Below are 21,666 nucleotides of genomic sequence, written 5' to 3'. Positions count from 1 at the left end.
GGACCGGCCTCGGACGGTCTTCGGGGCCGATTGTCAGACCCCGCCCGTAGAGTCGAAGACGAATGAGCCGACACGACGGGCGGGAGGTGGCAGGACGTATGAGCGGCAGCGCGACGACCGCGGGCACAGCCCCGTCCGTCCCCCTCCACCTGGCGGCCGTCTTCCTCCCCGCCCCCCTCCCGCGCGAGGGCCGCATCGCCTTCTGGGACCCCGAGGGCGAGCCGGTGTCGAGCTCCGACGGCCGCACCGAGCTGACCGTCGTCCGCCCCCACGGCAAGGGCGTGCGCCGCGCAAGCACCCCCGCGCTCAGCCTGCCGCTCGACCAGGCCCTGCCCCTGCTCGTACGGGCCCGGCGAGACCCCGCCGCGCATCCCGCCACCGCCTGCTGGGGCGCGGCCGCCCTGCACGCGCTGCGGCTCACCGCCCGCGGCCGTCTGCTCCCCGGCCTCACCCCCTCCGGACACGACGCCTGGCGTGCCGGGCCCCTCGACCCGGATGACATCGCGCACCTGCGCGCGGTCGCCGCGGCCCTGCCCTACGAAGGGCATGCCGTCCCGCTGCCGGGACCGGGCCCGGTCCGGCTGCCCGAGCCGGAAGCGCTGATGCGCGCCTTCCTCGACGCGGTCGCGGACACCCTGCCCCGCACCCCGGCCGCCCCGCACGCCTGCGGCCGGCCCTTCGCCGACCGCCGCCCCCAGCATCTGCCCGCCGCCCACGACTGGGCCGCGGAGGTCGCCGCCGGCATGGACGCGGGCGTCCGCATCTCCCTACGGCTGGACCTGTCGGCGTACGACATCTTCGACGGCGGCGACGCGGCCGAGGGCGGGGATACAGGCGAGCGCCTCCGGCGTGCGGGGGCCGCGATCGTGCAGGTGCACAGCCTCGCCGACCCCACCCTGGTCGCCGACGCGACCGCGCTGTGGGCGGGGGAGGCCGACGGGGCGTTCGGGCCACGCGCGCGTGTGGACGCCGCCCTCGCCGTCCGCCGCGCGGCCCGGGTCTGGCCGCCGCTGGACCGGCTCGCCGAGCAGGACGTGCCGGACGTCCTCGCCCTGTCCGAGGAGGAGCTGGGCGATCTGCTCGGGGTCGCCGCCACCCGGCTCGCCGCGGCGGGAGTCGCCGTCCACTGGCCCCGCGACCTCGCACGCGACCTCACCGCCGCCGCGGTGGTGCGGCCCGCGCCCGGCTCGGCGACCGACGGCACCGGCTTCTTCGACAGCGAGGAACTGCTCCGCTTCCGCTGGCAGCTCGCGATCGGCGGCGACCCGCTCAGCGACGCCGAGATGGACGTGCTCGCCGAGACCCACCGCCCGATCGTCCGGCTGCGCGACCAGTGGGTGCTGGTGGACCCCGCCCTCGTCCGCAAGGCCCGCAAGCGCGAACTGGGCCTGCTCGACCCCGTCGACGCGCTCTCGGTGGCGCTCACCGGCACCGCGGAGGTCGACGGCGAGACCGTCGAGGCCGTCCCCGTCGGGGCGCTGGCCGCCCTGCGCGACCGTCTGACGGCCGGCGTACGCCCCGCCGAACCGCCCGCCGGACTGGCCGCCACCCTCCGCGACTACCAGCTCCGCGGCCTGGCCTGGCTCGACCTCATGACCTCGCTCGGCCTCGGCGGCTGCCTCGCCGACGACATGGGCCTCGGCAAGACCGTCACCGTCATCGCGCTCCACCTCAAGCGCGCCCGCCCCGAACCGACCCTGGTGGTCTGCCCCGCCTCGCTGCTCGGCAACTGGCAGCGGGAGATCACCCGCTTCGCCCCCGGCGTCCCCGTCCGCCGCTTCCACGGCGCCGAGCGCAGCCTCGACGGCCTCGACGCGGGCTTCGTCCTCACCACCTACGGCACCATGCGCTCGGCCGCCGCGACCCTCGCCGAGCAGCGCTGGGGCATGGTCGTCGCCGACGAGGCCCAGCATGTGAAGAACCCCTACTCGGCCACCGCGAAGGCACTGCGCACCATCCCGACCCCCGCGCGCGTGGCCCTCACGGGCACGCCCGTGGAGAACAACCTCTCCGAACTGTGGGCCCTGCTCGACTGGACGACCCCCGGCCTGCTGGGGCCCCTGAAGTCCTTCCGCGCCCGGCACGCGCGTGCGGTGGAGACCGGGGAGGACGAGGAGGCGGTGCAGCGGCTGGCCCGCCTGGTGCGCCCCTTCCTGCTGCGCCGCAAGAAATCCGACCCGGGGATCGTCCCCGAACTGCCCCCGAAGACGGAGACCGACCACCCGGTCCCGCTCACCCGCGAACAGGCCGCGCTGTACGAGGCCGTGGTCCGCGAGTCGATGCTCGCCATCGAGACGGCGCAGGGCATCGCCAGGCGGGGCCTGGTCCTGAAACTGCTCGGCGCGCTGAAGCAGATCTGCGACCACCCGGCGCTCTACCTCAAGGAGGCCCACGGCAACGCGGAAGGCCTGGCCGCCCGCTCCGGCAAACTCGCGCTGCTGGACGAGCTGTTGGACACGCTGCTCTCCGAGGACGGCTCGGCGCTGGTCTTCACCCAGTACGTCGGCATGGCCCGCCTGATCACCTCCCACCTCGCCGGCCGCGCGATCCCGGTCGACCTCCTTCACGGCGGCACGCCTGTCCTGGAGCGCGAGCACATGGTGGACCGCTTCCAGAGCGGGGAGACTCCGGTCCTGGTGCTGTCCCTGAAGGCCGCCGGCACCGGCCTGAACCTCACCCGCGCGGGCCACGTCGTCCACTTCGACCGCTGGTGGAACCCCGCCGTGGAGGAACAGGCCACCGACCGCGCCTACCGCATCGGCCAGACCCAGCCCGTGCAGGTCCACCGCCTCATCACCGAAGGCACGGTGGAGGACCGCATCGCCGAGATGCTCGCCTCCAAACGCGCCCTCGCCGACGCCATCCTCGGCTCCGGCGAATCGGCCCTGACCGAACTCTCCGACCGCGAACTGTCCGACCTGGTCTCCCTCCGGAGGACGTCATGACGGAGGAACGGCCTGAGGAGCACCAGGACGACAAGCTGCCTCCGGCCTCGGACACCCAGCCCGGCCCTGCGGACGAGGCCCGCCGCGCGCTGCACGCCGCCCTGAAGCGGGGGAGCCCCGAGCCGGAGGCCGGGCGAGCTCGTCGACGGACCCCGGCGGTCCGAGTACCCCCCGAGGACGCCCGGTCCGGCCCCGCCGACGCCGCCCGCGCCGCACTACGGCGCGGCCTGCCCGAGCCCGAAGAGAAGCCCGCCCCGGAGGCCGCGCCCGCTACCGACGCAGCCCAGCGCACGGAGGAGCCCACAGCACACGGCCCCCACACCGGCCCCCGCCCCGCCGACGCCGCCCGCGCGGCACTGCGCGCAGCCCGGGCAGCGCGCGACGAGGCATGGCCGGGCGAGGACGTTGCGGGGGAGGACGACCGTATGGGCCGGGAGCTGTCCCGGGGCTCGGAGCTGTCCCGAGGCCGGGAGTCGCCCCGAGGCCCAAAGCCGTCGCCGGACCTGGAGCCGTCGCGAGACCTGGAGCAGGCGTCCCGAGGCGAAGCCCCGTCCCGAGACCGGGAGCCGTCCCGGGGCCCGATGCCGTCCGGAAGTCCGGAGCCGCGCCGAGGCCCGGAGCCGTCGCCAGGCCCGAAGTCGTCGCGAGACCTGGAGCAGGCGTCCCGAGGCGAAGCCCCGTCCCGAGACCGGGAGCCGTCCCCCTGGGGCCCGATGCCGTCCAGAAGTCCGGAGCCGCCCCGAGACCCGAAGCCGTCGCCAGACCCGAAGCCGTTGCGAGACCCCGAGCAGCCGCGAGACCCGAAGCCGTCGCGAGACCCCGAGCAGTCGTCCCGAGGCGAAGCCCCGCCCCGATCCCCGGAGCCGGACCGAGACCCGGAGCCGTCCCGAGACCTTGCGCCGTCCCGAAGCGAAGCCCCGTTCCAGGCCGAGGCACCCCGTCGCCCGCGCCTCACACCACAGGCCGACCCCGTCCTGGACGCGGCGCCTGCCCACCGTCCTCAGCCCTCGACGACGCACCCCACTACGCTCCCCGTAGCCACCACGCCCCGATCCATGGCCGCGCCCCACCGCGACACCGACCTGCGCCGCACCTTCCCCGCCTTCAGCGCACGCCCCACGGAAGGCGACTTCGCCGAGACCTGGTGGGGCAATGCCTGGGTGGCCGCGCTGGAGGAAGGGGCGCTGGATGTGAAGCGGTTGGTGCGGGGGCGCGGGTATGCCGAGCAGGGGCATGTGGACGCGATCACGGTGACGCCCGGGCACGTGCTGGCGTATGTGCGAGGCAGCCGGCCGCGGCCGTACCGTGTGCAGGTGCGTCTGCGGACGCTGGACGACACCGACTGGGAGAGGTTCCTGGACGCGGCGGCGGAGCGGCCCGCGCACATCGCGGCGTTGCTCGACAAGGAGCTGCCTCCGTCCCTCGCGGAGGGCGCCGTGCCGCTGCTGCCCGGGCCGGGGGAGCTGGAACCGCACTGCAGTTGCCCGGACCGAGGCCACCCCTGCAAGCACGCGGCGGCGCTGTGCTACCAGACGGCCCGGCTGCTGGACGCCGACCCGTTCGTGCTGCTTCTGCTGCGAGGAAGGGGCGAACGGGCGCTGCTGGACGAGCTGTCCCGCCGTAACGCGACCCGAGCGGCCCGGGCCGCGCAGGAACACCCACCGGCCCCGCTGCCAGGCGTACGCGCGAGCGAGGTGCTCGCCGGTCGGGAGCGGTCGCCGCTGCCCTTGCCTGCGCCCGCCCCCGCGCACCCCGAGCAACCCCCGGCGTACCCGGCCGCGCCGGGCGGGCCGGACCCGTTCGCGCTGGACCACTTGGCCACCGACGCCGCGGCCCGCGCTCACGCGCTGCTCGTCACCGGGCATGACCCGATCGCCGAACTGACGCTGTGGCAGGACGCGGTACGCCTCGCCGCGGGCCGTCCCGGCTCCGGACTGACCGCCGGCAGCCGCGCCCTGTACGCCTCGCTCGCCTCCGCCGCGGGCCGCACCCCGGCCGATTTGGCCCGCGCGGTCGCCGCCTGGCGGCAGGGCGGCCCGGCCGGGCTCGCCGTACTGGAAGAGCCCTGGGACCCGCCGGCCGGTCGTTTCGACCGCGCGCGTCCCCTCCTGCTGGCCGCCGACCTGCCGGCCTTCCGCCCGTACCGCAACCGCCTCACCCACCCCCGAGGCCACCTCCAACTGCGCCTGGGCCGCGACGGCTTCTGGTACGCCTACGAGTCCGATCCCGGCGCCGACGACTGGTGGCCCCGCGGCACCCCCGACCACGACCCGGTCGGCGCCCTCACCGGCATAGGCACACTCTCCGACATATGACCGAACCCACCTCCGCACGTGGACGGAATGTGAGGGTTCCCCGGTGATCCCACGCAGCTCCTTGCGCAGCTTCGGGGCCCCACGCCCCGGCGCCGGAGGGCTGCGGTTAGCGTGGAGCGGTGAGTGAAACGAACACCCCTGCCCTGCAGTACCGCCTCGACGGCCCCGACGACGCACCGGTGCTCATCCTGGGCCCCTCCCTCGGGACGACGTGGCACATGTGGGACCGTCAGGTCCCCGAGCTGACCCGGCAGTGGCGGGTCTTCCGGTTCGACCTGCCGGGGCACGGCGGCGCTCCCGCGTACCCGGCGGGCTCGGTCGCCGACCTCACCGCGCGGCTGCTGGCCACGCTGGACGGGCTCGGTGTGCAGCGGTTCGGGTACGCCGGCTGTGCGCTCGGCGGGGCCGTCGGCATCGAGCTGGCCCTGCGCCACCCCGAGCGGCTGGCGTCCCTCGCGCTGATCGCGGCCTCGCCGCGGTTCGGCACGGCGGACGAGTTCCGCCAGCGCGGGGTGATCGTGCGGACGAACGGCCTGGACCCCATCGCCCGTACCGCGCCCGACCGCTGGTTCACCTCCGGATTCGCCGCCGCGCAGCCCGCGATCACCGACTGGGCGGTGCAGATGGTCCGCACCACGGACCCCGGCTGCTACATCGCCGCCTGCGAGGCCCTCGCCGCGTTCGACGTACGCCCCGAGCTGACCCGGGTCGGCGTGCCGACGCTCGTCCTGGTCGGCTCCGAGGACCAGGTCACCGGCCCCGCGGAGGCGCGCACGCTGGTCGCCGGCATTCCCGACGCGCGGCTGGCCGTCGTACCGGGCGCCTCGCACCTGGTGCCCGTGGAGCAGCCCGCGGCCGTCACCGACCTGCTCGTCCGGCACTTCTCCACCGCCTGGCAGCCCGCCCACGACATGGGCACCGGCCCGGTGCCGGTTCCCGTGCCGGTCGCCGCCCCGGTCCAGCCGATGGCCGTCGTGGCGCCCGCCCCGATCGCGCCCATCGCCGAGATCGCCCCGGCCGCGGCCCAGCCCGAGGCCGAGGCCGGCGCCGACGCCTACGAGGTGGGGATCAAGGTGCGCCGCGAGGTGCTCGGCGACGCGCACGTCGACGGTGTCCTGGAGCAGGCCGACGACTTCTCCGCCGACTTCCAGGACTTCCTCACCCGCTACACCTGGGGCGCGATCTGGGACCGGCCCGGTCTGGACCGGCGTACCCGCAGCTGCGTCACGCTCACCGCGCTCGTCGCCGGCGGGCACCTGGAGGAACTCGCCGTCCACACCCGCGCCGCCCTGCGCAACGGCCTCACCCCGGCGGAGATCAAGGAGGTCCTGATGCAGGCGGCCGTCTACTGCGGCATGCCCGCCGCGAGCAGCGCCTTCCGGGTCGCGCAACAGGTCATCCGCGAGGAGACGACCCTGCCGGAGTGAGCCGGGCCTCCCGGCGGGAGCGAGCAAGGGACCCCCTCCACGCGGCAGGATGGGGGACCATGAGGCTCACGAAGATGTCACACGCCTGTGTCCGCCTGGAGAAGGACGGCCGCGTGCTCGTCCTCGACCCGGGCGGCTTCACGGAGGAGGACGCCGCGCTCGGCGCGGAGGCGCTGCTCGTCACGCACGAGCACCCCGACCACTTCGACGAGGGACGGCTGCGCGCCGCGCTGGAGGCCAACCCGGCTGCCGAGATCTGGACCCTGAAGGCGGTCGCCGACCAGATCTCGGCCGCCTTCCCGGGCCGGGTGCACACCGTCGGCCACGGCGACACCTTCACCGCGGCGGGCTTCGACGTCCAGGTGCACGGCGAGCTGCACGCCGTGATCCACCCGGACATCCCGCGCATCACGAACGTCGGCTATCTGATCGACGACGGCCGTGTCTTCCACCCCGGCGACGCCCTGACGGTGCCGGACCACGAGGTGGAGACGCTGATGCTCCCGGTCATGGCGCCCTGGAGCAAGATCTCCGAGGTCATCGACTACGTCCGCGAGGTGAAGCCGCAGCGGGCGTACGACATCCACGACGCCCTGCTCACCGATCTCGCCCGCCCGATCTACGACCGTCAGATCGGCGCCCTCGGCGGCACCGACCATCTGCGGCTGACCCCGGGCGCCTCCGCCGACGTCTGAGAGCTGAGAAGGGCGTCTGAGAGCTGAGAGGGGCGTTGTCAGACCCTCCGGGTAGGTTGTGAGGCATGCGTATCGCGACCTGGAACGTGAACTCGATCACCGCCCGCCTGCCCAGGCTCCTGGCCTGGCTGGAGAGCAGCGGCACCGACGTGCTGTGCCTTCAGGAGGCCAAGGTCTCCGAGGAGCAGTTCCCGTCGGAGCAGCTGCGCGAGCTGGGCTACGAGTCGGCGGTCCACGCCACCGGCAGGTGGAACGGCGTGGCGGTGCTCTCCCGCGTAGGCATCGAGGACGTGGTCAAGGGCCTGCCCGGAGACCCCGGCTTCGACGGCCTGGTCGAGCCGCGGGCCATCTCGGCGACCTGCGGCCCGGTCCGCGTCTGGTCGGTGTACGTGCCGAACGGCCGCGAGGTGGAGCACCCGCACTACGCGTACAAGCTCCAGTGGTTCGAGGCCCTCAAGGCCGCCGTCGCCGGGGACGCGGGCGGCAGCCGCCCCTTCGCGATCCTCGGCGACTACAACGTGGCGCCGACGGACGACGACGTCTTCGACCCGGCCGCCTTCGAGGGCGCCACCCACGTCACCCCGGCCGAGCGCGCCGCCCTGGCCTCCCTGCGCGAGGCGGGCCTGAACGACGTGGTGCCCCGCCCCCTGAAGTACGAGCACCCCTTCACGTACTGGGACTACCGCCAGCTCTGCTTCCCCAAGAACCGCGGCATGCGCATCGACCTGGTCTACGGCAACGACCCCTTCGCCAAGGCCGTCACCGACGCCTACGTCGACCGCGAGGAGCGCAAGGGCAAGGGCGCCTCGGACCACGCGCCGGTGGTCGTGGACCTGGACGTGTAGGACACCGGTCTCAGAGCGCCTCCAGGTCCACCGCCCGCGCCATGGCGGCCATGCCCGCGTCGTTGGGGTGCAGATGGTCCCCGCCGTCGTAGGCGGGCAGCATCCGGGTGGGGTCCGCGGGGTCGCGCAGGGCGGCGTCGAAGTCGAACAGGGCGTCGAATCCGTCGCCACCGCTGCGCAGCCACGCGTTCAGCTCGGCCCGCTCGGCCTCGACGGCCGGTGTGCACAGGATGTTGCCCCCGCAGGGCAGGATCGTGGCCGCCAGGACCCTGAGCCCCCGCGCGCGGGCGCGTTCGGCGATCTCGCGCAGGCCGGCGGCGACCTGCTCGGCGTCGGCGCCGAACCTCAGGTCGTTGACCCCCTCGAAGACGACGACCGTCCGCGCCGAGGTCTGCGCGAACACGTCCCGGTCGAGGCGGTTGAGGGCGCTGACCCCGGTCTGGACCGCCGAGGTCCCGTCGCCGGGGTAGCCGTCGGAGACGACACGGTTGGACGAGATCCCCTGGTTGACCATCCCGTAGCGGGGGACGGCGTCCTGCGCATGGAGCCGGTCGGAGAGCAGGTCGGGCCAGCGCCGGTTGGCGTCCACGGTGGAACGGCTGCCGTCGGTGATCGAGTCGCCGAGCAGCACCACGGACCCCGGCCCGCCGCCCACGTCCACGCCGGCCAGCAGCGGCCAGTAGCTGATCCCCCCGGTGTACGCCGCCGCGGAGGGGTCGGTCGTATGGTCGCCGGGCCGGCTCACGTACGACCGCTGGTTGGCGAACCGGTGCACGGGCAGCGCGCTGACGGTGCCGGTCAGCCGGAAGCTGACGAGCAGATTGCTGTCCGCGGGCAGGGGGAAGTAGAGGGGGTCGCTGTACGTCTGGGCGCCGGCGGCGATCGAGGTGCCCGCCGCGCCCCGGAAGGTCACCGGCACCGGCGTGTCCACGGCCGCGGCGCCCCGCGCCTGCACGGCCACCGTCGCGGACGAGATCCCGACCGGCGTCGAGGCGAAGGTGTTGTCGAAGCGCAGCCTCAGCCGCGGTCCGCCCGCCGAGGTGTGCACCACCAGGCGCAGTGTGCGGTCGGTCCACGGCCCCACGGCCGGATGACCGGAGGTCGCGGCCGCCCAGGTGCCGGTCCAGCCCTTCGCCACGGGCCGCACGGACAGCGCGAAGACATGCAGACCGGCTGCCCGCGGCAGCCGTACCGACGAGACCGTGCGGTCCGCGGCGATCGGCACCGTCACGACGTACAGCCGTGCCTTCTCGGCGAGTTGCCCGTCGGGCGTGTTGACGTGCGGCAGGGCGACGGCCTTGGTGGCGAGCGGGCCGGTGCGCCAGTCGGGTGCGGTGAGCCGGTACGCGGAGCTCATGCCGTCCGCGTAGTCGACCCGGCCGGTGCCGCTCGCGTCCGGGCCCGTGCCCGCGACCAGGAAGGCCAGCGCGTCCCCGCGCCCGGTGACGCGCACCGACTCCCCGGTGGCCCGTACGTTGTCGGGTTCGCCCGGCGTGCGGCGCGGCAGGGTCAGCCGGGCGCCCTGCACGGTGATCGTGCGGCCCGGTGTCCAGCCCGCCGCGGCGAGGTCCTGGGCCGACAGCGAGGCGCCCCAGCCGTCGAAGTCGGCCGAGTCGGGCTGGGAGTCGTCGCTGACGGCGGTGTTGTCGAACAGTCGCTCGAGCGGCCGTGCGAGCTGCCCGGCGGTGGCCTGTGGCGCGGTCGGTGACAGCGCGGTGGCGATCACGATCAGGACGGCAGCTGAGAAGATCCGGCATCCCTGGCGTATCAACCGATCCTCCCGGTGTGGGTGAGGCGAACCGGCCGCTGTGCTGAGGAGCGGCGCACTGCGACGTTAGCGGCGCAAAGTGAAGCTAGGGAGACGGTGAGTGACCGTCAATCCCAAGGGACGGCAGCCGTGGAACTTCACCCGCAAGAGGTGCCCCGCGCGCCTGTGGTGCGCAAGCCGGTGTCGGTGCCAGGCTGGGCGTATGAACATCCCGTTCCTCGGCCACCGGCAGAAGAAACACGGCGCGCCCGATCCGAAAGGGATCGCCGCGCTGCTGTCCGAGTGCGAGCTGCTGCGCTCGCAGGCGGCCGAGGCGGGGGTGCGACTCGACGACACCGAGGCCTCGTTGGAGGCGCTGGACCAGGTCGTGCCGCGCTGGCGGGACGACGAGGAGACCCTGCCGTGGCTCGGCAACGACGCCGGTCTGTATCTGGGCACGGTGATCGTCCGGACGGTGCCCGGCGCCGCCTGGGCCCTGTGGCCGGACGGGCAGCCGGTGGTCCGGCTGGCTTCCGGCCGTGAGGTCGATGTGGTGACGGCGGGGCAGGAGTGGGCGTCGAGCGGTGTGCCGGAGCTGTCGCAGGTCTACGCCGAAGTCGCGGAGGCCTGAGACGGTTATACGGCTAATGCCCGAAAAGTGCGTGTCGTTCGTCAACCCCTTTCCCCGGTGGATAGGTTGCGGCAGCCACGGCACGGCTGAGAGTGAGTGGGGCTGGGAATGGCTGTCGATCCGTTGATCGAACTGCGTCAAGTGAACAAGCACTTCGGTGACCTGCATGTCCTTCAGGACATCGACCTCGCTGTCGGCAAGGGGGAGGTGGTGGTGGTCATCGGCCCGTCCGGGTCGGGCAAGTCCACGCTGTGCAGAGCGATCAACAGACTGGAGCCGGTCGAAACCGGCACCATCCTCCTGGACGGCAAGCCCCTGCCCGCCGAGGGCAAGGCGCTCGCGGCGCTGCGCGCCGACGTCGGCATGGTCTTCCAGTCCTTCAACCTGTTCGCGCACAAGACGGTCCTGCAGAACGTCTCGCTCGGCCAGATCAAGGTCAGAAAGCGCAAGAAGGAAGACGCCGACCGGCGTTCACGCGAACTGCTGGAGCGCGTCGGCGTCGCCAACCAGGCCGACAAGTACCCCGCCCAGCTCTCCGGCGGCCAGCAGCAGCGCGTGGCCATCGCCCGCGCCCTCGCCATGGACCCCAAGGCCCTGCTGTTCGACGAGCCCACCTCCGCGCTGGACCCGGAGATGATCAACGAGGTCCTGGAGGTCATGCGGCAACTGGCCCAGGAAGGCATGACGATGGTCGTCGTCACCCACGAGATGGGCTTCGCCCGCTCCGCCGCCAACCGCGTGGTGTTCATGGCCGACGGCCGGATCGTGGAGGACCGCAGCCCGGACCAGTTCTTCGACAACCCGCACAGCGACCGCGCCAAGGACTTCCTGTCCAAGATCCTCAAGCACTGAGACCGGACGCCTCCTACCACACCCACCGGCGTCGCCGGGCCCGGGATGCACCCCACCGGGCGACGCCCCGTTCCGGACCTCGACTACGATTTGACCTTCGTGCCTGCGGAGCCGGTGGTCACGGTCGTCTCCGGACCAGGGACGCTGCTGCCGGGTGGGGAACCCCCCACGGCCCCTCGACCGTAGGGGGCAGCAGTCACAAGAGCCAGACCCGGCCGGCGGCAGCCGGAGATCACTGCTCGCGCAGCGGGACCGTCAGATATGACGGGTCGTTCGCCGGCGAGGAGAAGGTCAGCTGCGCGCCGGACGGGTTGTGCTCGATGTAGAGCGGGTCGACCGTGTCGACGACCAGGGCCAGTCGGTGCCCTGCCGGGACGTCGTAGGCCGTGGAGAACACCTCCAGGTCGACGCCGAACGGCTTCCCGGGGGTGCGCCCGTGGAAGGTGTACGGCGCGTGGCCGACCAGCTTGCCGAGGCCGAGCGGGCCCACGTCGTACAGGTACGCGACGAGGGTTCCGCTCTCCTTGGTCGCCGTCAGCGTCGTGTGCAGCCGGGCCGTGCCGCGGATGTGCTGGGCCGTCGGATACCGCTCCGACTGCCATACGGCGGCCCAGCGGCGGGGGAGCAGCGGGATCGACGCCACCGGCGGGAGCTGGGCGACCTGGTCGAGGATGCTGGACAGGAAGACAGTGCCGCCGTTCGCGCCCGAGTCCACGTTGGTGTGGATGGTCTCGGTGCCCGCGAGGGCGATCTTCCGGTCGGTCGCCGCCACCGACTTCCAGTCCGGGTAGCCCTCGTAGGCCCCGCCCGTACGGGACTTCAGCCGCACCGGCGCCTCGCGCTCGACGCCGTTGTCGGCGCCCTTGAGGTGGTGGTCGAACCAGCGGCCGGTGTCGGTCCACACGTCGTTGGGCAGCCCGAACAGGCCCGTCAGCTCGGCGGTGGCGTGGTCGCCGGGGCGCAGCTGGAGCCGCTTGGGGCCCGTCAGCTTCTCGTAGAAGTCGGCGTACTGGCCGGGCGGGAAGATGCTGTCGCCCCAGGCGTTGGCGAGCATCACGGCCGTGCCGTTGGCGTTGATCCGGTCGACGTAGGTCTCGGGGGAGCGCTTCTTGCCCCAGGCGATCATGTCGGGCTCGCGTTCCAGATTCGAGGCGTAGAAGTCCTTGAAGATCTGCCGGAGTTCCGGGCCGGGGCGGCCGGTGAGCGTGCCCGCGCCGTCGAGCAGGGCGGCGGCCTGCAGATGCTGGGTGCGGCCGCCGTAGATGGAGTCGATCAGGTCGGCCCAGCCGCTGAGGGCGGCGACCGCCTTCACCCGCGGGTCGTGCGCGGCCGTAAGCAGGCTGATCCCGGCGCCGTAGGAGACGCCCGCCATGCCGATGTGGGCGGGGTCCGCGGGGGTGTTGGCGAGCGCCCAGTCGATGACCCGGGAGGCGTCGGCCACGTCCGGTGGCCCGGCGACTTCTATCTCACCGCCCGACTGCCAGAAGCCGCGTACGTTGTAGGTGACGACCACATAGCCGGAGTCGGCGAGTTTCTGAGCGGGGGCCAGGTACTCGATCTGGGGCAGGCCCCAGCTGGTGGGCAGCACGACGAGCGGGTAGCGGCGGCTGCCGTCGGCGCCCGTGGGCGTGACGACGTTCGCCTTCAGGACGGTTCCGCCGTCGCCGGAGATGTCGACGAACCGGACCGGGTTCGGGGCGGCCTGCGAGGCGGGGGCGAGGCCGAGGGCGCCGGCCGCGAGCAGGGCCGCCGAGACGGCGCCCACGGTGGACGTACGCAGTGCCTTGCGGTGGGGCCCGCCCGTCTCCCACCGCCACCCTGTTCGAAGGCGCTTCGCGCCCCTTTGATCCATGGGTCACTCCTCACTCGTGTCAGTGCAAAGTGACCCGACGGTAACCTCGGCCGATTACCGGTGGTAACCCGTCGGTAAGTTACGTACGAGTAACAATCTCAGGAGGCCCGGTGAGAGGTGCGGGCCGCCGGCAGCGGCGCCTGCGCCGCCCGCGTCACATCCGCGACCAGCTCGACCACATCCGGGCCGTACGCGTGCGAGTTGACCACCTTCAGCAGCAGCACGAAGGAACCCGTGCCGTACTTGCGGGACAGACGCTCGTGGTGGCGGGCGAGATAGCGGGTCGCGGCCTGGTTGGTGATGGCGCGCTGGCCGCAGAAGAGGAACACCGGCCGCGCCGCGGGGTTCTGCTCGTCCGTCAGCCGGGCCAGCAGCACGTACTCGGTGCGACCCGTCTCCAGGCGGTAGCGCTCGGCGCCTATCTGGAAGGCGCCGCGGTCCGGCCCGGGCTCCGGATCCACGTTGACCCGCACACCCGGCAGCATGGCCGCCATGTGCGCGGTCATACGGCGGTTGGAGCCCGGCCCTCCCACACAGAACTCCGTCCGCTCGCCGAAGCCCGGCGGCGCCATGTCCTGCGTGACGATCTGCACATGCGCCCCGCAGTCCTTGATCAGCGCGGCGAGCTCCACCAGGGCGAACACGTCGAAGCGGTGGACGGCCGGTTCGGACGCGGCCGGATCGCGGTTGACGACGAGCAGTGAGTCCGCGTTCTCCGGCAACCCCAGGAACCGCTGCTTGCGGCGCAGCTTGCGCCGCCACAGGTAGGTGCGGGACAACCAGCCCAGCGCGGCACTGATACCGGCCGCCACCACCCCGAGAACGATGTTGCGCACGTCGTCATTCATGGGCGCGCATCGTACGTGACTGACATGGCCATGGTGTTGGCATAGGCTGCCCGGACGGTCTCTCCGACTGGAGGTGCGGATGCGTCGCCCTGTCGTACGGAAACTGACGGTCCTTGCGGTCTCGGCCGCCGTCGTGTCGGTGGGAGCGGCCGCCCCACCCGCCGCGAAGAACCCCGCGGCCGAGAAGGTGCCCGTCGCCGTCGGATACGGCGGCGCCGTCGCCAGCGTCGACGCGGACGCCTCGGCCGCCGGAATCGAGGTGCTCCGCATGGGCGGCAACGCCGTCGACGCGGCCGTCGCCACCGCCGCCGCGCTCGGGGTGACCGAGCCCTACTCCGCCGGGATCGGCGGAGGCGGCTACTTCGTCTACTACGACGCCAAGTCCCGCACCGTGCACACCATCGACGGCCGTGAGACCGCGCCGCTGAGCGCCGGGCCGGACCTGTTCCTGGAGAACGGCAAGCCCCTGCCCTTCGCCGAGGCCGTCAGCAGCGGGCTCTCGGTCGGTGTCCCGGGCACCCCGGCCACCTGGCAGCAGGCGCTGCGGCGGTGGGGCAGCAGGCCGCTCGCCCCGCTGCTGAAGCCCGCCGAGCGGCTCGCGCGGGACGGCTTCACCGTCGACGCCACCTTCCGCGCGCAGACCGCCGCCAACGAGACCCGCTTCCGCTACTTCCCGGACACGGCCGAGCTGTTCCTGCCGGGCGGCCAACTCCCCGTCGTGGGCTCCACGTTCAAGAATCCCGACCTGGCCCGCACCTACGCCGAACTCGGCCGCAAGGGCACGTTGTACCGGGGCGCCCTCGCCCGGGACATCGTCGACACCGTCAACCACCCGCCCGTGGACCCGGCTTCGGGCTGGAACGCCCGCCCGGGCGACCTGACCGCCGAGGACCTGAGGGCGTACCGCGCCAAACACCAGGCGCCGACCAGGACGTCGTACCGCGGCCTAGGCGTCTACTCCATGGCCCCCTCCTCCTCGGGCGGCACCACCGTCGGCGAGGCCCTCAACATCCTGGAGAACAGCGACCTTTCGCGGGCGAGCCAGGCGCGGTATCTGCACCGCTACATCGAGGCCGGCCGGATCGCCTTCGCCGACCGCGGGCGCTGGGTCGGCGACCCGGCCTTCGAGGACGTACCGGCGAAGGAACTGCTCTCCCAGCGGTACGCCGACTCGCGGGCGTGCCTGATCAAGGACGACGCCGTGCTCACCAGCCCGCTCGCGCCGGGCGACCCGCGTGACCCGGCGCCCTGCGACGCGAGCGGCACGGCGGCCCCGACCACCTACGAGGGCGACAGCACCACCCACCTCACGGTGGCCGACAAGTGGGGCAACGTCGTCTCGTACACCCTCACCATCGAGCAGACCGGTGGCAGCGGCATCACGGTGCCGGGCCGTGGCTTCATCCTCAACAACGAGCTCACCGACTTCTCCTTCGCGCCCGCCAACCCGGCCGTGCACGACCCGAACCTGCCGGGCCCCGGCAAACGCCCGCGCTCCTCGATGTCCCCGACCATCGTGCTCGACCGGCACGACCAGCCCGTCGTGGCGGTCGGTTCGCCCGGCGGCGCCACCATCATCACCACCGTGCTGCAGACCCTGACCGGGTTCCTCGACCGCGGTCTGCCGCTCGTCGACGCGATCGCCGCGCCGCGCGCCAGCCAGCGCAACCAGACCACCACCGAGCTCGAACCCGGCCTGTACGACAGCCCGTTGCGGGCGGAGCTGGAGGCGATCGGGCACGGGTTCCGGCTCAACCCGGAGATCGGCGCGGCGACCGGCGTGCAGCGCCTGCCGGGCGGCAAGTGGCTGGCAGCCGCGGAGACGGTACGGCGGGGCGGCGGCTCGGCGATGGTGGTCAGGCCCGCGCCCTGAACGAGGCCCCGCGCCCTGAATGAGGCCCCGCCCCCTAGGCGAGGCCGGGTGTCTCCTGGGGCCCGGCCTCGGTGCGGAAGTCCAGGCGTCCGTCCGTCGCGTCCACCGTCACCCGGTCGCCCTCGGTGACCTTGCCGTCGAGCAGCAGCCGCGACAGGCGGTTGTCGACCTCACGCTGGATGGTGCGGCGCAGCGGGCGGGCGCCGTACTCCGGCTGGAAGCCCTGCCGGGACAGCCAGTCGACGGCCGCGTCGGTGAAGCCGATCTCCACGCCCTGCGCGTGCACCAGCCGCTTGGTCTGCTCCAGCAGCAGGTTGGTGATCTGGTGCAACTGATCCGACGACAGCTGCCGGAAGACCACGATCTCGTCGATGCGGTTGAGGAACTCGGGGCGGAAGTGCTCGCGCAGCGGGCGCAGCATGCGTTCGCGGCGCGCCTCCTCGGCGGCCTCGCCGTCGTCTCCGGACCCGAAGCCGATACCGCCGCCACCGCGGATGATCGCATCCGAGCCGAGGTTGCTGGTCATCACGATGACGGTGTTGGTGAAGTCGACCGTGCGGCCCTGGGAGTCGGTGAGCCGGCCGTCGTCGAGGACCTGGAGCAGGATGTTGAAGACGTCCGGGTGCGCCTTCTCCACCTCGTCCAGGAGCAGCAGCGAGTACGGGTGACGGCGGACGACCTCGGTGAGCTGCCCGGCCTCCTCGTGGCCGACGTATCCGGGCGGCGCGCCGACCAGGCGGGAGACGGTGTGCCGCTCCTGGTACTCGCTCATGTCCAGGCGCACCATACGGTCCTCGCTGCCGAACAGCGCCTCCGCCAGCGCCCTGGCCAGCTCGGTCTTGCCGACGCCGGTCGGCCCGAGGAAGAGGAAGCTGCCGATGGGCCGGTCCGGACTCGCCAGGCCCGCCCGGGAGCGCAGCACCGCGTCGGAGACCACCCGCACGGCCTCGTCCTGTCCGACGACCCGCTGGTGGAGATGGTCCTCCAGACCGAGGAGGCGGTCCTTCTCCTCCTCGGTGAGCCGGCTCACCGGGATGCCGGTCTGCCGGGACACCACCTCGGCGACGGCCTCCGCGGTGACCTCCAGATGCAGGCCCTCGTCGGCCGCCTCGCTGCCGCTGACCTCGGCGATGCGCTGCTTGAGCTCACCGATCCGGTCGCGCAGCCGCATGGCCTCCTCGTAACTCTCGTCGGCGACGGCCTGGTCCTTGTCCCGGCTCAGCTGCTCGGCCTCGCGCTCCATGGCCCGTACGTCCGTGCCCTTGGTGCGGGCGCGCAGCCGGACCCGGGCACCGGCCTGGTCGATCAGGTCGATCGCCTTGTCGGGCAGGCGGCGGTCGGTGAGATACCGGTCGGACAGCTCCACGGCCGCGTCCAGCGCCTCGTCGGTGTAGCGGACCTGGTGGTGGGCCTCGTAGCGGTCGCGCAGGCCGCGCAGGATCTCCAGCGCGTCCTCGGGGGTCGGCTCGGGCACCAGGATCGGCTGGAAGCGGCGGGCCAGCGCGGCGTCCTTCTCGATGCGCCGGAACTCCTCCAGGGTCGTGGCCCCCACCACGTGCAGCTCGCCGCGCGCCAGGGCGGGCTTGAGGATGTTGCCCGCGTCCATCGAGCCGCCCTCCCCGCCGCCGCCCGCGCCGACGACGGTGTGCAGCTCGTCGATGAAGACGATCAGCCGGTCGGAGTGGGCGCGGATCTCCTCGACGATGGAGTTCAGCCGCTCCTCGAAGTCGCCCCGGTAGCGGGTGCCGGCCACCACACCCGCCAGGTCCAGCGCCACCACGCGGCGGCCGATCAGGATGTCCGGCACGTCGCCGTCCGCGATCCGCTGGGCCAGGCCCTCCACGATGGCGGTCTTGCCGACCCCCGCGTCGCCGATCAGGACGGGGTTGTTCTTGCCGCGCCGGGACAGCACCTCGACGGTCTGCTCGATCTCGGTGTCCCGCCCGATGACCGGGTCGATGCGGCCCTGCCGGGCCTGCTCGGTCAGATCGCGCCCGTACTTGTCGAGCGTCGGCGTGCCCGTGCTGCGCTGCCGCTCCGCGCGCGGCGGCGCGGCCTCGGGGGCCTCGGGCGGTACGGCGCCGGGGGCGAAGTGGGCCGCGTTGAGGATGTGCCCGGCGGCCGAGTCGGGGTTGGCGGCCAGCGCGCTGAGCACATGCTCCGGGCCGATGTGCCCGGCCCCCCGCGACCGGGCCAGCTCATGCGCGTCGAGGAGCGCCCGCTTGGCGGCCGGGGTGAGGGACAGCGAGGTCGGCGGCGGCGCCTCGGCCGCCTGGTGCACGGCCGGGCCTGAGCGCTCGTCGATCTCCGAGGCCAGCTCGTCGGGGTCGGCACCCGCCCGGCTGAGCAGACTCCGGGTCGGCTCCGCCGACAGGGCCGCGCGCAGCAGATGCTGGGTGTCCAGATCGCGGCTGCCGTGCTCGGCGGCGTACTGGGCGGCGCCCCGCACCAGCTCGCGGGCCGGCTGACTGAGCAGCTGTCCGATGTTGATCTGCCGGGGACCGGGGCGGGGTCCGCCGAAGAAGCGGGCGAGGAACTCTCCGAAGGCGTCGTAGCCCTCCGGGCCGCTGAAACCGCTGGTCATGGCGTTCCCATCCGGCGTCCCTGCGCGGGCAGGGTCGCCCTCGCTGATCGACGTGCCGGAGTCGGGTAACCATGCCGGAAGCCGGTTACACCTGGCCGCGTTCGTAGAACACCTTCGCACGAACGGGGACCCGGGGCACCTCCAGAGGCTGGACGGGAGCGCGTGCCGTCGGGCTCAGCGGGCTGTGAGAATCCGAGGCCCCGAGTCCGTGATCGCGACGGTGTGTTCGGCGTGGGCGGCGCGCGAGCCGTCGTTCGTCTTCAGCGTCCAGCCGTCGGCGGCGGCGTGGTAGTCGTCGCGGCCGGAGGCGATCAGCATCGGCTCGATGGCGAGGGCCATGCCGTGGCGCAGCTTCATGCCGCGGCCGGGACGGCCCTCGTTGGGGACGCCCGGGTCCTCGTGCATACGGCGGCCGATGCCGTGACCGCCGAACCCGTCCGGGATGCCGTAGCCGGCCGCGCGGCACACCGAGCCGATGGCGTACGCGATGTCGCCGATGCGGTTGCCGACGACGGCGGCGTCGATGCCGGCCGTGAGGGCGCGCTCGGCGGTCTCGATCAGCCGCAGGTCCGCCGGGCGGGGCGTGCCCACGGTGAGGGTGAGCGCCGAGTCGCCGGCCCAGCCGTCCAGCACCGCGCCGCAGTCGACGGAGAGGAGGTCGCCGTCGCGCAGCCGGTACGCGGTCGGGATGCCGTGCACGATCGCGTCGTTGACCGAGGCGCAGATCACCGAGGGGAAGGGGGTCGGCGCGAAGGAGGGCCGATAGCCCAGGAAGGGCGAGGTCGCGCCCGCCTCGCGCAACACGTCACGCGCCACCTCGTCCAGCTCCAGCAGGGACACGCCCACGTCGGCGGCCTCCCGTACGGCCGTCAGGGCGCGGGCGACGACCTGGCCCGCGGCGTGCATCGCGTCGATCGAGGAGTCCGTCTTCAGTTCCACCATGCCAATTACTATACCGGTATTTGAATGGGGGTCGGCGCGGGGGAGCGGTATTAGAATGGGCGCATGGTGCGCACCCCACTGACCCCCGAAGAACGTGAACGCGGCGAGCGCCTCGGGCTGTTGCTGCGCGCGGCCCGCGGCGACCGCAGCATGCCGGAGATCGCGGCGCAGGCCGGGATCTCCGCCGAGACGCTCCGCAAGATCGAGACCGGGCGGGCGCCGACCCCGGCGTTCTTCACCGTGGCGGCGCTGGCGCGTGCGCTGGGTCTGTCGATGGACGAGCTGGTCGTGCGCTGCGCGCTCGTGCCCGTGTGAGTCCCCCCGTCCGGTGTCACCGTCGTGCGCCGTGCCGTCTGAGGCTCCTGCGCCTCCGTCGAAAACTCCCTGTAGCCGGGGCGTAACACAGCTGGTGTTCGCTACCTAGCCGGAACACTCCGGTCTTGCGGGGGTCGTGGCGATGACAGTGGAACAACTCCCGGTTCGGGTAAGGGAGTTCGCGAACTACCTGGACGGCCTGCTGGCGCGTCTCGACCAGAGCGCGGGCTGGTGCGGGGTGTTCTGGCAGCGCGACCCCGAGGGCATGCAGGCCTGCCTCGACGGCCGTGAGGTGCCGCCCTGGGACGTGGTGGAGTCGCTGCTCCAGGATCTCGCCGCCGAGTGCGGCCCCGCCTTCGCGGCCGAGGAGAAGCAGCGCGCGGCCTCCCTGCACGCGGCCGCACTACGGGCCTACGACCGCCGCCCCGGCGGCCGCGACGCCCTGCGTGACCGGCTCGACGTCATGCTCCGCGAACAGAAGTACGCCGCCGAACGCCTCACCGCCCTGCACCACGCCCTCGCCGCCACCCCCGCCGGCGAGACCGCCGACGCCCTGCGCGTCGACCTCGCCTGGGCCCGCGACGACCACACCCGCGCGACGGCGCGCCGTACGGAACTCGGCCAGCGGATGGCCGAGCTGGACCGGCTGGACGCGGACGCGCTGCCGTCTGCCGCACAGGGGGCGGGGTTCCGGGTCTCTCCGCAGGTCGCGGCCGTGGAGCCTGCCGCCGCTGATCCCGGCCTGGAGGCGCGAGGCACCTTCCGTGGAGCCGAGGCGGGGCCCGGCTTGGGGGGTCGCGGTGATGCCTTCCGTGGAGCAGAGGCGGGGCCCGGCTTGGAGGGCCCCGGTGACGCCTTCCGTGGTGCCGAAGTGGGCGCCGGCCTGGAGGGCGGTGCCCCCCTCCCGCAGGCGCCGAACCCTCTGGCTTACGAGGGTCCGGGGGAGCCGGCCCCCACCGCTCGGCACGCCCCCGCCCCGACCCCGGCCCCCAAACCCCGCAAGCGCCGGCGCGGCGGTGCCCGGTTCGCCGGGATGGACGAGGAGGAGGCGGCCGCGCCCGTGGCGTTGCCGGGCGCCGGGATGCCGGAGGTGCCGGCGCCGCCGGGCAGGGGCGGTCGTACGCCCAGGGGAGCCCGGTTCGCCGGGGCGGCCGAGGAGGCGCCGCGGGCGCACGTGGCGGTCGACGAGGGGGCGCGGGCCGAGGTCGCCGCGGTCGTGGACGCGCTGGAGCGGCTGCGGGGCGAGGGGCGCAGCGGGGAGGCGCACGCGGTGCTGGCGGAGGCGGCGTACTGGCCCGCCGCCCGGTTCCCGCTGCTCGCCGCCGAGCTGGAGCGGGCCGGGCTGGCCGCGGACTGGGCGACCCTGCTGTGGGAGGCGGCCTCGCTGCCCGCCGACCGGCTGGTCGCCGCGGCGGACGCGCTGGTCGCGGCCGGCCGGGACGCCGACGGACGACAGATCCTGCGGCAGGGCGTGGTGCGGCCGGCCGGGGAGATCGGACAGGCGGTGGCCGCGCTGGAGGCGGAGGGCCGGCGGGCGGACGTACGCGCGCTGCTCGACGCGTACGTCCGGGTCCGCACCCCCGAGGAGGCCGCCCGCAGCGCGCAGGCCGACCCGCGGACCCTGGTCCCGCTGCTGCTGGAGGCCGCCCAGGGCGTGTCCGACGAGCGGTACTGGGACCTGCTGCACGCCCTGCGCGTCGCGGGATTAAGCGCCTGAGAGTGCCTGAGGCGCCTGAAGCGCCTGAGCCTCCTGTGGCGCATGAGCCGTCGCCCCGCTCGCTCTCCCGTCCCGGGA

15 protein-coding genes are annotated in these 21,666 nt (G+C 73.5%); 10 read left to right on the top strand and 5 right to left on the bottom strand.

Annotated elements, in window-relative coordinates:
* Nucleotides 1-98: 98 nt before the first annotated feature.
* From RKD23_RS08340 to RKD23_RS08320, 5 genes are all read left to right on the top strand, one after another.
* On the top strand, nucleotides 99-2,945 hold the full coding sequence (locus RKD23_RS08340; protein ID WP_424853083.1) for a DEAD/DEAH box helicase: 2,847 nt from the start codon (nucleotides 99-101) through the stop codon (nucleotides 2,943-2,945).
* Between the two features lie 1,055 nt (nucleotides 2,946-4,000).
* A complete protein-coding gene (locus tag RKD23_RS08335) occupies nucleotides 4,001-5,260 on the top strand; it encodes an SWIM zinc finger family protein (RefSeq protein ID WP_424853082.1) in 1,260 nt (419 codons plus the stop codon).
* A gap of 119 nt (nucleotides 5,261-5,379) precedes the next feature.
* Nucleotides 5,380-6,687 (top strand): alpha/beta fold hydrolase, encoded by a 1,308-nt coding sequence (locus RKD23_RS08330; RefSeq protein WP_424853081.1) that lies wholly within the window; start codon nucleotides 5,380-5,382, stop codon nucleotides 6,685-6,687.
* Nucleotides 6,688-6,746: 59 nt separating this feature from the next.
* Nucleotides 6,747-7,382 (top strand): MBL fold metallo-hydrolase, encoded by a 636-nt coding sequence (locus tag RKD23_RS08325; protein ID WP_424853080.1) that lies wholly within the window; start codon nucleotides 6,747-6,749, stop codon nucleotides 7,380-7,382.
* Between the two features lie 65 nt (nucleotides 7,383-7,447).
* Nucleotides 7,448-8,227, top strand: coding sequence for an exodeoxyribonuclease III (locus tag RKD23_RS08320; RefSeq protein WP_424853079.1), 780 nt, complete (start codon nucleotides 7,448-7,450; stop codon nucleotides 8,225-8,227).
* A 10-nt stretch (nucleotides 8,228-8,237) separates the two neighbouring features.
* Here RKD23_RS08320 and RKD23_RS08315 read toward each other — a convergent pair whose 3' ends face one another.
* Complete coding sequence (locus RKD23_RS08315) at nucleotides 8,238-9,953, bottom strand: SGNH/GDSL hydrolase family protein (RefSeq protein ID WP_424853078.1); 1,716 nt, start codon at nucleotides 9,951-9,953, stop codon at nucleotides 8,238-8,240.
* A 244-nt stretch (nucleotides 9,954-10,197) separates the two neighbouring features.
* Here RKD23_RS08315 and RKD23_RS08310 point away from each other — a divergent pair, with 244 nt between their 5' ends.
* Entirely contained in the window at nucleotides 10,198-10,605 is a 408-nt protein-coding gene (locus RKD23_RS08310) for a DUF6278 family protein (RefSeq protein ID WP_424853077.1), read from the top strand.
* A 108-nt stretch (nucleotides 10,606-10,713) separates the two neighbouring features.
* Nucleotides 10,714-11,457 (top strand): amino acid ABC transporter ATP-binding protein, encoded by a 744-nt coding sequence (locus RKD23_RS08305; protein WP_424853076.1) that lies wholly within the window; start codon nucleotides 10,714-10,716, stop codon nucleotides 11,455-11,457.
* Nucleotides 11,458-11,689: 232 nt separating this feature from the next.
* On the opposite strand, the gene RKD23_RS08300 is transcribed toward RKD23_RS08305, so the two are convergent.
* Complete coding sequence (locus RKD23_RS08300) at nucleotides 11,690-13,309, bottom strand: alpha/beta fold hydrolase (protein WP_424853075.1); 1,620 nt, start codon at nucleotides 13,307-13,309, stop codon at nucleotides 11,690-11,692.
* A 98-nt stretch (nucleotides 13,310-13,407) separates the two neighbouring features.
* Nucleotides 13,408-14,157 carry a hypothetical protein gene (locus RKD23_RS08295; RefSeq protein ID WP_424853074.1) on the bottom strand — a complete coding sequence of 250 codons (750 nt, stop codon included), beginning with the start codon at nucleotides 14,155-14,157 and terminating at the stop codon, nucleotides 13,408-13,410.
* 79 nt (nucleotides 14,158-14,236) lie between these two features.
* Here RKD23_RS08295 and ggt point away from each other — a divergent pair, with 79 nt between their 5' ends.
* Complete coding sequence (gene ggt, locus RKD23_RS08290) at nucleotides 14,237-16,030, top strand: gamma-glutamyltransferase (RefSeq protein WP_424853073.1); 1,794 nt, start codon at nucleotides 14,237-14,239, stop codon at nucleotides 16,028-16,030.
* A 34-nt stretch (nucleotides 16,031-16,064) separates the two neighbouring features.
* Here the strand turns inward: ggt and RKD23_RS08285 are convergent, their stop codons facing one another.
* Together RKD23_RS08285 and map are read right to left on the bottom strand one after the other, a co-directional pair.
* Nucleotides 16,065-18,614: an ATP-dependent Clp protease ATP-binding subunit gene (locus tag RKD23_RS08285; RefSeq protein WP_424853072.1), complete on the bottom strand. Its 2,550-nt coding sequence runs from the start codon at nucleotides 18,612-18,614 to the stop codon at nucleotides 16,065-16,067.
* A 174-nt stretch (nucleotides 18,615-18,788) separates the two neighbouring features.
* Complete coding sequence (gene map / locus RKD23_RS08280) at nucleotides 18,789-19,556, bottom strand: type I methionyl aminopeptidase (RefSeq protein ID WP_424853071.1); 768 nt, start codon at nucleotides 19,554-19,556, stop codon at nucleotides 18,789-18,791.
* Between the two features lie 63 nt (nucleotides 19,557-19,619).
* Between map and RKD23_RS08275 the strand changes: the two genes are divergently transcribed.
* Nucleotides 19,620-19,871: a helix-turn-helix domain-containing protein gene (locus tag RKD23_RS08275; protein ID WP_424853070.1), complete on the top strand. Its 252-nt coding sequence runs from the start codon at nucleotides 19,620-19,622 to the stop codon at nucleotides 19,869-19,871.
* A 142-nt stretch (nucleotides 19,872-20,013) separates the two neighbouring features.
* Nucleotides 20,014-21,588, top strand: coding sequence for a hypothetical protein (locus RKD23_RS08270; protein ID WP_424853069.1), 1,575 nt, complete (start codon nucleotides 20,014-20,016; stop codon nucleotides 21,586-21,588).
* Nucleotides 21,589-21,666 lie beyond the last annotated feature (78 nt).

Origin of the sequence: Streptomyces sp. SAI-170, assembly GCF_049739565.1 — a bacterium.
In the GTDB taxonomy this organism is placed as follows: domain Bacteria; phylum Actinomycetota; class Actinomycetes; order Streptomycetales; family Streptomycetaceae; genus Streptomyces.
Note: the sequence above shows the minus strand (reverse complement) of the source record. Positions and strands in the feature narration are given on the sequence as shown.